The following is a 10,914-nucleotide window of genomic DNA, read 5'->3' on the forward strand; positions in this document are numbered from 1 at the left end:
CATCGCCTCGGTCACTACAACGCCGTGCAGCGACTGTCCTACTGGCTGGTGCTGGCGCTCGGCGTGCTGGTGGTGCTTTCCGGCCTGGCGATCTGGAAGCCGGTACAGCTGCACGGGCTGGCCAGCCTGTTCGGCGGCTTCGACAGCGCGCGCTACGTGCATTTCTTCGCCATGGCCGGCATCGCCGCCTTCATCGTCCTGCACCTGACCCTGGTGATGTTGGTGCCGAGCACCTTGCCGCCGATGATCACCGGCGGCCGGAGGGAGAATTCCCATGAGTGAACGCAAGAACGCCCCGCCGAAGCTGGAGCCGGCACAACAGACGCAAGTCGTGAACCTGCAACGCCGCCTGCTGCTGCGCTCGGGCCTGAGCCTCGGCGCGCTGGCGATGCTGGGCGGCTGCAACCTGCAGGATGGCGACCAGGTCGACAAACTGCTCTGGAGCATGTCGCGCTGGAACGACCGGGTGCAGGCCTGGCTGTTCAGCGGCCAGCGCCTGGCGCCGACCTACGCGGCGACGCAGATCACCGAGCCCTTCCCGTTCAACGCCTTCTACGCCGAATACAACGTGCCGGAGATCGACCTGGACGGCTATCGCCTGGAGGTTTCCGGGCTGGTCGAGCGCAAGCAGCCCTGGACGCTGCAGGCGCTGCGCCAGTTGCCGCAACGCAGCGACATCACCCGGCTGATCTGCATCGAGGGCTGGAGCGCCATTGGCCAGTGGGGTGGCGTGCCGCTGCGCACCTTCCTGGAACGGATCGGCGCGGACACCACGGCGAAGTACGTCGGATTCAAGTGCGCCGACCGTTACTACTCCTACCTGGACATGCCGACCGCGCTACATCCGCAAACGCTGCTGGCGCTGGACTTCGGCCAGGTCGCGCTGCCGCCGGACTACGGCTACCCGCTGCGCGTGCGGGTACCGACGAAGCTCGGCTTCAAGAACCCCAAGCACATCGTCGAGCTGTTCGTCAGCAACCAGAACCCCGGCGGCTACTGGGAAGACCAGGGCTACAACGGCTTCAGCGGCATCTGAAGAATCACTTGTCCTTGGACTTGACCGGCGGGTCGTAGGAGGTCTTCGGGTCCTTCGGCTCGCCGTCGGCGATCGGCCCGCCGGCGCCGTCGTTCGAGGTGGTTTCGCCGTTCATTTCCGAGCCGCTGGCGGGCACCGAAGGCGTGCCGCTGCTGGAGCCGCTGCGCGGACTCTCCACCTGCGGTTCGCCGTCCTTGCCGGTGCCCATCGCACCGGAGCCGACCGAACCGGGGTCGCTGGCGGCGACCTGCGCGTAGAGCACGGGCGCGGCGCCCGACTCGCGGGCCTGGACCGAGCCGATACAGGCGAGCGTGGTCGCCAGACCGAGGGACAGCAGCATCGAATTCTTCATCGGGCACCTCCACGAAAAACAGGCTTGCCCTGCATTGGGCAGCTGCGCCGCAAACAGGTGCCGACAAACGGCGAGCGGCTGACCGACGGTGCTCAAGACCGCGCCATTACTGGGCCACGATGTGGCTTTTTGCGATCGTATAGCTAGCATTGCAGGCCTTTGGCCATAAAAGTGCCCGCTCTATAGGAACCTTGTTTCCGCGCCTGAGGTCATTAAAACCGACCGCTAGTCACATTGACGCAGCCAGCCTGCGACTTCGCTTGACGGTAACAACCCCTACTCAATAAACCTCTCTCCAGATACCTGGACCGACTTCGAATGCAGGGAATAGCGCATGAAGATTCTAATCATCGGCAACATGGGATATGTCGGACCGGCCGTCGTACGCGAACTCAGATCGCAACACCCGGACGCCATCATCAACGGCTTCGACAATGGGTATTTCGCCCATTGCCTGACCGGCGCGCAAACCCTTCCTGAACACCTTCTCGACCAACAGTTCTACGGCGACGTTCGCGCGATCGGCGTCGAACAGCTCGAGGGCTACGACGCCGTCGTGCAGCTCGCGGCCGTTTCCAACGACCCCATGGGCGACCGCTTCGCCGCGGTGACCCACGCGATCAACCAGGAAGCCAGCGTCACCGTCGCCAAGGCAGCCAGCCGCGCCGGCGTGCGCAACTTCGTGTTCGCCTCCAGCTGCAGCGTCTACGGCATCGCCGAAGGCGGCCCGCGCAAGGAAACCGACCCGGTTTCGCCGATCACCGCCTACGCCAAGTCGAAGATCGGCACCGAGCGCGAGCTGGCCGACCTCGACGGCGAAATGGTCATCACCTGCCTGCGTTTCGCCACCGCCTGCGGCATGTCCGATCGCCTGCGCCTGGACCTGGTGCTCAACGACTTCGTCGCCTGCGCGCTGAGCCAGGGCAAGATCACCGTGCTCAGCGACGGCTCGCCGTGGCGCCCGCTGATCGACGTGGTCGACATGGGCCGCGCCATCGACTGGGCCATCCAGCGCCCGGCCGACAACGGCGGCCGCATCCTCAACGTCAACGTCGGCTCGAACGCGCGCAACCAGCAGGTTCGCGACTTCGCCCACGCCGTCGCCGCCGCCGTGCCGGGCACCACCGTCAGCATCAACACCGATGCGCCGGCCGACAGCCGTTCCTACCAGGTGGACTTCGGCCTGTTCGAGTCCCTGGCCCCCAACCACCAGCCGGTGATGACGCTGGAGCGTTCCATCGCCGGGCTGATCGAAGGCCTGACCCGGATGAAGTTCGCCGATGCCGACTTCCGCACCTCGCCGCTGGTGCGCCTGCACGTGCTGCAGGGTCACATTGCCGAGAAGCGTCTGTCCGAGGACCTGCGCTGGCAGGCCAATAGCTGACCCATAGCGTCATTCCACCCACGTATACAGAAAAGGAGTTCCGGCTATGAAGGTCGCACTTTTTGCAGGCGGTTTCGGTACCCGATTGAGCGAAGAAACCAGCGTCAGGCCCAAGCCGATGGTCGAGATCGGCGGTCGCCCGATCCTCTGGCACATCATGAAAATGTACGCCGCCCACGGCATGCGCGACTTCGTCGTGCTGGGCGGCTACAAGGTCGAGTACATCCGCGACTATTTCCTCAACTACCGCGGCTCGCGCACCGACTTCACCATCGACCTGAAGAGCGGTGGCGTCGAATGGCTGCAGGCGACCACCGAAGACTGGCGCGTCACCGTGCTCGACACCGGTGCCGACAGCATGACCGGCGGCCGCCTCAAGCGCGCCCGCCACCTGCTCGGCGACGACACCTTCTGCCTGACCTACGGCGACGGCGTCAGCGATGTCGACATCACCAAGCTGATCAAGGCGCACCGCGAGTCGAACAAGTGGTGCACCCTCACCGCGGTCACCCAGCCGGGCCGCTACGGCGCCCTGCGCCTGAGCGAAGACCTGAGCAACGTCGAGGCCTTCCGCGAGAAGGGCGCGGCCGACGGCGGCCTGATCAACGGCGGTTTCTTCGTCTGCGAGCCGGAAGTCTTCGACCTGATCGACGACGACCAGACCGTCTGGGAGAACGAGCCGATGGATCGCCTGGTCGCCCAGGACAAGCTCGGCAGCTATCACCACAGCGGTTACTGGCAGAGCATGGATTCCCTGCGCGACAAGCAGGTGCTCGAGGATACCTGGGCGAAGGGCGCCCCGTGGAAGACCTGGTCCAACTGAAGTCGGGCCGCGATCCGGCGTGCCGGCCTGCCGCTTTTGCAGCAGCCCGGCACGCCACGGATCCTGAGCCGGTTTTCGAGACCGAACTTCCCTTCCAACCGTTTGGAGATACCCGATGATTATCGTTGACACTGCCCTGGCCAAACGCGAGGCCGCGGGCAAACCTATCCGTGTGGGCATGATCGGGGCCGGTTTCCAGGCCATGGGCATCGGCCTGCAGATCCTCAAGACCACGCCCGGCATGCAGCTGTGCGCGGTCGCCAACCGCAACCTGGAAAAAGCCGCGGGCGTGTTCGGCCAGGCCGGCCTGGTGGCGACCCCCTGCGACAGCCAGCACGCGCTCGAGAGCATGATCGCCGCCGGCCGCCCGGCAATCACCGAGGACGCGGTGGCGCTGGCCCGGGCCGAAGGCCTGGACGCCATCATCGAAATCACCGGCTCGGTCGAGTTCGCCGCCCACGCAGTGCTCGCCGCGCTGGAAACCGGCAAGCACGTGGTGCAGATGAACGCCGAGCTGGACGGCACCATCGGCCCGATCCTCAAGGTCAAGGCCGACCAGGCCGGGGTGATCTACACCTTCTCCGACGGCGACCAGCCGGGCGTGCAGATGAACCTGCACCGCTTCGTCGCCGGCATCGGCGTGAAGCCGGTGCTGTGCGGCAACATCAAGGGCCTGCACGACCCCTACCGCAACCCCACCACCCAGGAAAGCTTTGCCAAGCGCTGGGGCCAGAAGCCGGCGATGGTCGCCTCCTTCGCCGACGGCACCAAGATTTCCTTCGAGCAGGCCATCGTCGCCAACGCCACCGGCATGACGGTGGCACGCCGCGGCATGCTCGGCCCGGATTTCTCGGGCGGTGATCCGGGTGCCCCGCTGACACCGATCGAGCAGACCGTCGCCGCCTTCGAGCCGCATCTGGACCCGAACGGTCCCGGCATCGTCGACTACGTCGTCGGCGCGCGCCCCGGGCCGGGCGTGTTCGTCCTCGGAACCCTCGACGACCCGCGGCAGAAGCACTACCTGGAGCTCTACAAGTTGGGCCCGGGCCCCTACTACTGCTTCTATACGCCGTACCACCTGTGCCACTTCGAAGTGCCGACCTCGGTGGCGCGCGCAGTGCTGTTCGACGACCCGGTGCTGACCCCGCGCGGCGGCCCGAGTGTCGGCGTGATCGCACTGGCGAAGAAGGACCTGGCCGCCGGCGAACGCATCGAGGATTTCGGCGGTTACGAAGTCTACGGCGTGGCCGAGAACATCGACGTCGTCCGCCGCGAGAACCTGCTGCCGATCGGCCTGGCGCTCGGCTGCACGCTGGCACGCCCGGTGGCGAAGGACACTCCGCTGACCTTCGACGACGTGGTCGTTCCGGAAGGCCGCCTGATCGATCACCTCTACGCCGAGCAGGAACTCCTCTTCGGCCGCTGATTCCCGAATTGAATGCACAGGACGCACGCATGATCTTTCACGAAACCAAACTGAACGACGCCTTCCTCATCGAACTGCAGCGGCGCGGCGACGAGCGCGGCTTCTTCGCCCGCACCATGTGCAAGGAAGAGTTCGCCGCCCACGGCATGCAGACCGAATACGTGCAGCAGAACATGTCGGTGTCCGCCGACCGCGGCACGCTGCGAGGCATGCACTACCAGATGAAACCGGTGGGCGAAGCCAAGCTGATCCGCTGCGTGCGTGGGGCGATCGTCGACATCATCGTCGACATCCGCGCCGAATCCTCCACCTACCTGCAGCATCAGGCCTTCGAGCTGAACGAGGACAACAAGCACGAGCTGTACGTGCCGCCGGGCTTCGCCCATGCATTCCTGACGCTCACCGACAACGTGGAAGTGACCTACCTGGTGTCGTCGCCCTACACGCCGAGCGCCGAGCGCGGCCTGCGTTACGACGACGAGCGCCTGGGGATCAGCTGGCCGATCCCGGTCACCACCATTTCCGAGAAGGACGCGGCCTGGCCGCTGATAGCCGAAAGGACCGACCCACTCTACTGAGTGCAGCGAGGCGCCGGAACTTCCGGCGCCTGGTTTGAGTCAGGCGACGATAGGCAAACAAAAAAGCGGCCCGAGGGCCGCTTTTTTTCATACTTGCGAATCGCCCGTTACTGGACGGCCGCGACCTCGCTGTTTTCGTAGACGACGCTTTCCGGACGCGCCACCGGCACCGAGCGGCCCATCAGCCGCGAGGTGACGCCCAGATTTTCCAGCGGGGAGTCGGCGGCTTCCACGGCCGGTGAAAAGTTGAAACTTTCCATCAGACCCTGGAACACGATGTAGGCCTTGTTCAATTGACCGGAGAAGATGAACTGCCGGATCAAACGAAGCTGGCGCAAGCGGCATTTCAACAACGCGCGGGCGCCGCGATATTTCGCGGCGACATAAAGCTCGTTGCGAATGAAGTGCCGATGATAATTAAGACGGGTGGCGTTAGTTTCTGTCCGAATACTAAGCGCACCACTGGTCTGGCGCAGGTGCTGAACTTTGCTATTGCCGACCATGTATCCCGGAACATCGCGGGTCATGCGCAGGGTGTATTCGGTGTCCTCGCCCCAGATGAACATCTGCGCGATCGGCAGGCCATGTTTCTCGATGGTCGCCCGCGGCACCAGAATCGACACGAATGTGGCACGGGAAACCGGCGCCAGGCCGTGTTCCAGAAGCATCGGCCAGCTCTCGTAGGCAATGGCATTGGGGCGCAGGTCGATGCTCGGGGTATTGGTCATCAAACCGGTTTCGGTGCGCGCCGTGGAGAGCAGGAACGCGTGATCCACGCGCTTGCCATCGAGCAGCGACTCCGCGTCCATCAAGCGCTCCAGGGCGTCATCATCGGGGATCACGTCGTCATCCATCATCCAGACGAAGTCCGCGCCGGCCTGGTAGGCGATCCGGAAACCGGCACTGAAGCCGCCTGCCGCACCGATGTTGTTCGACAGGATGTGGACTTCCATTCCCGGAAAACTGCCGTCCATCAACATTCGCTCGGTACCGTCGGTGCTGGCGTTGTCGATGACGATCACGCCATCGCACGGCCGCGTCTGACGGTAAACCGCCTCGAGGCACTGCTTGAGCAGGGTTTGACGGTTATAAGTGAGTACGACGGCGTATACACGCATGACTTTCCTCTCCTTCCTTAGATGCATCTGTAATTGTCGAACAATTTTTACATATCCTGAAGTATCTTCTCATGAGCAGTTTCGCCGACACAGTGATCGAAAATCGAAACTATCGATCACTCTGCAGCGAGAACCGTCAGGCTTATACTTCGGGATGCGAGTTTTTCGACGGCTTAAAACGCTTTCGTCACTCGCGTATCAATTGGAACAACGTGAATATCGCCATAGTGGCAATCTGTTAACTCTGACCTTTCGTCTCGCGCAAACGATCCCTCAAAAAGTGGCGAATCAGAGCGGTGGCGACGAAAGGCGGCTTTTGGCCACTAATCACCCAAGTCGGATAGTCCACGCCAGAAAACAGTCGCGCGACATCGAAAAATCGAATGCTTGCGCGGCGGGCGGGGTCGCTGATTCAGATAGGCGGTGCCGGCGCGTTGAATAATGCTCCGTGCACGAGCCGAACTTGCGCCCTTCCCGCGCTGCCGACACTCTATACGGCTCGAACGACAGGACTCATCCATGCGGATTCTGGTTACCGGCGGCGCGGGCTTCATCGGCTCGGCATTGATTCGCCACCTCATGCAGCACACCGAGCATCAGGTGCTCAACGTCGACAAGCTGACCTACGCCGGCAACCTCGAGTCGCTCAGGGAGATCGACGACAATCCGCGCTACGCCTTCCTCCACGCGGACATCGGCGATGCCGCCGCGATGGCCACCGCCCTGGCGGACTTCGCGCCCGACGCGGTGATGCACTTGGCCGCCGAATCCCACGTCGACCGCTCCATCGACGGCCCGGCCGCCTTCATCCAGACCAATATCGTCGGCAGCTACGTGCTGCTCGATGCCTGCCGCGCGTACTGGCAGACGCTACCGGAGCCGCGCAAGTCGGCCTTCCGCTTCCACCATATCTCCACGGACGAGGTGTACGGCGACCTGCACGGCGCGGACGACCTGTTCCGCGAAACCACCCCCTACGCGCCGAGTTCGCCCTACTCGGCGAGCAAGGCGGCCTCGGACCACCTGGTGCGCGCCTGGCAGCGCACCTACGGGCTGCCGGTTCTGATCACCAACTGCTCGAACAACTACGGGCCCTATCACTTCCCCGAGAAGCTGATCCCGCTGGTGATCCTTAACGCGCTGGAAGGCAAGCCGCTGCCGGTGTATGGCAACGGCCAGCAGGTGCGCGACTGGCTGTTCGTCGAGGATCACGCCCGCGCGCTGCTCACCGTGGTCAGCCAGGGCAAGGTCGGCGAGACCTACAACATCGGCGGCCACAACGAGCAGAAGAACCTCGACGTGGTGCGCGCCATCTGCGCGCTGCTGGAAGAGCTGGCGCCGCGGAAGCCGGCCGGGCTCGCCCGCTACGAAGACCTGATCACCTATGTCAGCGACCGCCCGGGCCATGACCTGCGCTACGCCATCGACGCCGGCAAGATCCAGCGCGAGCTGGGTTGGGTGCCGCAGGAAACCTTCGCCAGCGGCCTGCGCAAGACCGTGCAGTGGTACCTGGACAACCTGGACTGGTGCCGGCGCGTGCAGGACGGCAGCTACCAACGCGAGCGCCTCGGCGCCATCGACCCACTCAAGGAACTCCCATGAAAGGAATCATCCTCGCCGGCGGCTCCGGCAGCCGGCTGCATCCCATCACCCTCGGCGTGTCCAAGCAGCTGCTGCCGATCTACGACAAGCCGATGATCTACTACCCGATCTCGGTGCTGATGCTCGCTGGCATCCGCGACATCCTGATCATCTCCACGCCGCAGGACCTGCCGAACTTCCGCAAGATGCTCGGCGACGGCGCGCAGTTCGGGGTGAGTTTCCAGTACGCCGAACAGCCGACGCCGGATGGCCTGGCGCAGGCCTTCCTGATCGGCGAGGACTTCATCGGCGACGACTCGGTGTGCCTGATCCTCGGCGACAACATTTTCCACGGGCACCGTTTCACCGAGCAGTTGACCCGCGCCGCCGCCCATCCGAGCGGCGCGACGGTGTTCGGCTACTGGGTGAAGGACCCGCAGCGCTTCGGCGTGGTCGAGTTCGATGAGCAGGGTCGCGCGCTGTCCATCGAGGAGAAGCCGGCCGAGCCGAAGTCCAGCTACGCGGTGACCGGGCTGTATTTCTACGACAACGACGTGATCGAGATCGCCAAGGCGGTCAAGCCTTCGCCGCGTGGCGAGCTGGAGATCACCGACATCAACAACGCCTACCTGCAGCGCGGCGACCTGCGCGTCGAACGCTTCGGCCGCGGCTTCGCCTGGCTCGACACCGGTACCCACGACAGCCTGCTGGAAGCCTCGCAATACGTGCAAACCATCGAACATCGCCAGGGCCTGAAGGTGGCCTGCCTCGAGGAAATCGCCTTCCAGCAGGGCTGGATCGACCGCGAGCGCCTGCTCGACCAGGCGCGGATTTTCGGCAAGACCGGTTACGGCGAATACCTGTACAAGCTGGAGAAAGAGAGCCGATGAACGTGATCCCCACCGAGCTGCCCGATGTGCTGGTGCTCGAACCCCGGGTCTTCGGCGACGAGCGCGGGTTCTTCTTCGAAAGCTTCAACGCCCGCGCCTTCGCCGAGGCGACCGGGCTCACCCGGGAGTTCGTCCAGGACAACCATTCGCGCTCAGCGCGGGGCGTGCTTCGCGGGCTGCATTACCAGATCAGTCAGCCGCAGGGAAAACTGGTGCGCGTGGTCGCCGGCGAAGTGTTCGATGTCGCGGTCGACCTGCGCCGAGGCTCGCCCACCTTCGGCCGCTGGGCCGGCGTGCACCTGAGCGCCGACAACAAGCGCCAGCTGTGGGTCCCGGAAGGTTTCGCCCATGGCTTCGTGGTGCTCAGCGAAAGCGCCGAGTTTCTCTACAAGACCACCGACTACTACGCCCCCGAGCACGAGCGCTGCATCCGCTGGGACGACCCGCAGCTGGCCATCGACTGGCCGCTGCAGGAGGCGCCGCAATTGTCGGCCAAGGACCGCAACGGTGTCGCCCTGGCCGAAGCCGAGCTGTTCCCATGAGGATTCTCGTCACCGGCCGCAACGGCCAGGTCGCCCAGGCGCTGCAACGCAGCCTTGCCCCGCTGGGCGAGTTGAGCGTGCTCGGCAGCGAGCAACTGGACCTGCAGGACGTCGATGCGATTCGCCGCGAAGTGCGCGCCCTGCGGCCGGCGCTGATCGTCAACGCCGCGGCGCACACGGCGGTCGACCTGGCGCAGAGCGAACCGGACAAGGCCTTCGCGATCAACGCCACGGCGCCCGGTGTGCTCGCCGAGGAAGCCGCGGCGCTGGGCGCAGCGCTGATCCACTACTCCACCGACTATGTGTTCGACGGCGCCAAGCCCGCGCCCTACCTGGAAAGCGATGCGCCCAACCCGCTCGGCGTCTACGGCCAGAGCAAGCTGGCCGGCGAACGAGCGATCCAGGCGGTGGGCGGCGAGCACCTGATCCTGCGCACCAGCTGGGTCTACTCGACCCAGGGGCGCAACTTCCTGCTGACCATGCAGAAGCTGCTGGCCGAGCGCGACGAACTCAAGGTGGTGGACGACCAGATCGGCGCGCCGACCTGGGCCGATTCCATCGCCGAGGCCACCGCGGCGCTGGTCCGCCGCTGGCAGGCGGGCACGCCCGGCTCCTGGGGCCTGTATCACTTCAGCGCCGGCGGCGAGACCTCCTGGTTCGGCTTCGCCCAGGCCATCGCCGCGCACCTCGCCGCGCAGAATCGCCTGCGCGCGCGGCTGCTGCCGATCCCGTCGAGCGACTACCCAACCCCGGCGCCGCGGCCGTTGAACTCGCGCCTCGACTGCACGCGGCTGCAGCGCGAATGGGACGTCTCGCTGCCCGACTGGCGCGCAGCGCTGGCGCAGTGCCTGGCCGACAGCCCCACCTGAGCGCAGGGTGCGCCCTGCGCACCAAAAACTCCCTGCTTCCCCGGTGCGCGCGGCGCACCCTACGAACGTTCGGCCCTGGCGCCAGGCACCGTAGGGTGCGCCATGCGCACCACAAGCTCCCTGCTTCCCCGGTGCGCGCGGCGCACCCTACGAACGGTCGGGCCTGGCGCCAGGCACCGTAGGGTGCGCCATGCGCACCACAAGCTCCCTGCTTCCCCCGGTGCGCGCGGCGCACCCTACGGATATTCGAGCCTGGCGCCGGGCACCGTAGGGTGCGCCATGCGCACCACAAGCCCCTGCTTCCCCGGTGCGCGC

Annotated in this window: 12 protein-coding genes; 10 read left to right on the forward strand and 2 right to left on the reverse strand. The window is 65.2% G+C overall.

Annotation, left to right across the window (positions count from 1 at the left end; all coding sequences use genetic code 11):
• Both B3E91_RS09520 and B3E91_RS09525 read left to right on the forward strand, forming a co-directional pair.
• Nucleotides 1-282: cytochrome b/b6 domain-containing protein (locus tag B3E91_RS09520; protein ID WP_287029217.1), on the forward strand; the 282-nt coding region annotated here is incomplete at its 5' end.
• Nucleotides 275-1,036, forward strand: a complete 762-nt coding sequence (locus tag B3E91_RS09525) for a molybdopterin-dependent oxidoreductase (protein WP_286784259.1) — start codon at nt 275-277, stop codon at nt 1,034-1,036. The genes B3E91_RS09520 and B3E91_RS09525, both read left to right, overlap by 8 nt.
• 4 nt (nt 1,037-1,040) lie before the next feature.
• On the opposite strand, the gene B3E91_RS09530 is transcribed toward B3E91_RS09525, so the two are convergent.
• The gene (locus B3E91_RS09530; protein WP_286784258.1) at nt 1,041-1,388 is read right to left on the reverse strand and encodes a hypothetical protein; all 348 of its coding nucleotides are present in this window, start codon (nt 1,386-1,388) and stop codon (nt 1,041-1,043) included.
• A gap of 334 nt (nt 1,389-1,722) precedes the next feature.
• Here B3E91_RS09530 and B3E91_RS09535 point away from each other — a divergent pair, with 334 nt between their 5' ends.
• The 4 genes from B3E91_RS09535 to rfbC (B3E91_RS09550) all read left to right on the forward strand — a co-directional run bounded on the left by B3E91_RS09535 (nt 1,723) and on the right by rfbC (B3E91_RS09550) (nt 5,599).
• On the forward strand, nt 1,723-2,772 hold the full coding sequence (locus B3E91_RS09535; protein ID WP_090225517.1) for an NAD-dependent epimerase/dehydratase family protein: 1,050 nt from the start codon (nt 1,723-1,725) through the stop codon (nt 2,770-2,772).
• 46 nt (nt 2,773-2,818) lie between these two features.
• On the forward strand, nt 2,819-3,595 hold the full coding sequence (gene rfbF / locus B3E91_RS09540; RefSeq protein ID WP_090225516.1) for a glucose-1-phosphate cytidylyltransferase: 777 nt from the start codon (nt 2,819-2,821) through the stop codon (nt 3,593-3,595).
• A gap of 115 nt (nt 3,596-3,710) precedes the next feature.
• Nucleotides 3,711-5,021 (forward strand): NAD(P)H-dependent oxidoreductase, encoded by a 1,311-nt coding sequence (locus tag B3E91_RS09545; protein WP_287029218.1) that lies wholly within the window; start codon nt 3,711-3,713, stop codon nt 5,019-5,021.
• A 29-nt stretch (nt 5,022-5,050) separates the two neighbouring features.
• On the forward strand, nt 5,051-5,599 hold the full coding sequence (gene rfbC / locus B3E91_RS09550) for a dTDP-4-dehydrorhamnose 3,5-epimerase (RefSeq protein ID WP_090225512.1): 549 nt from the start codon (nt 5,051-5,053) through the stop codon (nt 5,597-5,599).
• Between the two features lie 107 nt (nt 5,600-5,706).
• On the opposite strand, the gene B3E91_RS09555 is transcribed toward rfbC (B3E91_RS09550), so the two are convergent.
• Nucleotides 5,707-6,717 (reverse strand): glycosyltransferase family 2 protein, encoded by a 1,011-nt coding sequence (locus tag B3E91_RS09555; protein WP_287029219.1) that lies wholly within the window; start codon nt 6,715-6,717, stop codon nt 5,707-5,709.
• Nucleotides 6,718-7,236: 519 nt separating this feature from the next.
• Here B3E91_RS09555 and rfbB point away from each other — a divergent pair.
• From rfbB to rfbD, 4 genes are read left to right on the forward strand one after another with little or no spacing between them, the layout of a single operon-like run.
• Nucleotides 7,237-8,319 (forward strand): dTDP-glucose 4,6-dehydratase, encoded by a 1,083-nt coding sequence (gene rfbB / locus B3E91_RS09560; protein ID WP_287029220.1) that lies wholly within the window; start codon nt 7,237-7,239, stop codon nt 8,317-8,319.
• Nucleotides 8,316-9,188: a glucose-1-phosphate thymidylyltransferase RfbA gene (gene rfbA, locus B3E91_RS09565; RefSeq protein WP_287029221.1), complete on the forward strand. Its 873-nt coding sequence runs from the start codon at nt 8,316-8,318 to the stop codon at nt 9,186-9,188. Before rfbB ends, rfbA begins: the two co-directional genes overlap by 4 nt.
• Entirely contained in the window at nt 9,185-9,730 is a 546-nt protein-coding gene (gene rfbC, locus B3E91_RS09570) for a dTDP-4-dehydrorhamnose 3,5-epimerase (protein ID WP_273230507.1), read from the forward strand. The genes rfbA and rfbC (B3E91_RS09570) overlap by 4 nt, the downstream gene beginning before the upstream one ends.
• Nucleotides 9,727-10,599 carry a dTDP-4-dehydrorhamnose reductase gene (rfbD, locus tag B3E91_RS09575; protein ID WP_287029222.1) on the forward strand — a complete coding sequence of 291 codons (873 nt, stop codon included), beginning with the start codon at nt 9,727-9,729 and terminating at the stop codon, nt 10,597-10,599. Before rfbC (B3E91_RS09570) ends, rfbD begins: the two co-directional genes overlap by 4 nt.
• Nucleotides 10,600-10,914: the final 315 nt, after the last annotated feature.

It is taken from the genome of Pseudomonas sp. UBA6310 (assembly GCF_002438225.1).
Taxonomy (GTDB): Bacteria; Pseudomonadota; Gammaproteobacteria; order Pseudomonadales; family Pseudomonadaceae; genus Pseudomonas_O; species Pseudomonas_O kuykendallii.

Bases quoted from the DNA above. Each gene is read 5' to 3' on its own strand.
- B3E91_RS09525 (WP_286784259.1), top strand. From the start codon at position 275: ATGAGTGAACGCAAGAACGCCCCGCCGAAGCTGGAGCCGGCACAACAG.
- B3E91_RS09530 (WP_286784258.1), bottom strand. From the start codon at position 1,388: ATGAAGAATTCGATGCTGCTGTCCCTCGGTCTGGCGACCACGCTCGCC.
- B3E91_RS09535 (WP_090225517.1), top strand. From the start codon at position 1,723: ATGAAGATTCTAATCATCGGCAACATGGGATATGTCGGACCGGCCGTC.
- rfbF (WP_090225516.1), top strand. From the start codon at position 2,819: ATGAAGGTCGCACTTTTTGCAGGCGGTTTCGGTACCCGATTGAGCGAA.
- B3E91_RS09545 (WP_287029218.1), top strand. From the start codon at position 3,711: ATGATTATCGTTGACACTGCCCTGGCCAAACGCGAGGCCGCGGGCAAA.
- rfbC (WP_090225512.1), top strand. From the start codon at position 5,051: ATGATCTTTCACGAAACCAAACTGAACGACGCCTTCCTCATCGAACTG.
- B3E91_RS09555 (WP_287029219.1), bottom strand. From the start codon at position 6,717: ATGCGTGTATACGCCGTCGTACTCACTTATAACCGTCAAACCCTGCTC.
- rfbB (WP_287029220.1), top strand. From the start codon at position 7,237: ATGCGGATTCTGGTTACCGGCGGCGCGGGCTTCATCGGCTCGGCATTG.
- rfbA (WP_287029221.1), top strand. From the start codon at position 8,316: ATGAAAGGAATCATCCTCGCCGGCGGCTCCGGCAGCCGGCTGCATCCC.
- rfbC (WP_273230507.1), top strand. From the start codon at position 9,185: ATGAACGTGATCCCCACCGAGCTGCCCGATGTGCTGGTGCTCGAACCC.
- rfbD (WP_287029222.1), top strand. From the start codon at position 9,727: ATGAGGATTCTCGTCACCGGCCGCAACGGCCAGGTCGCCCAGGCGCTG.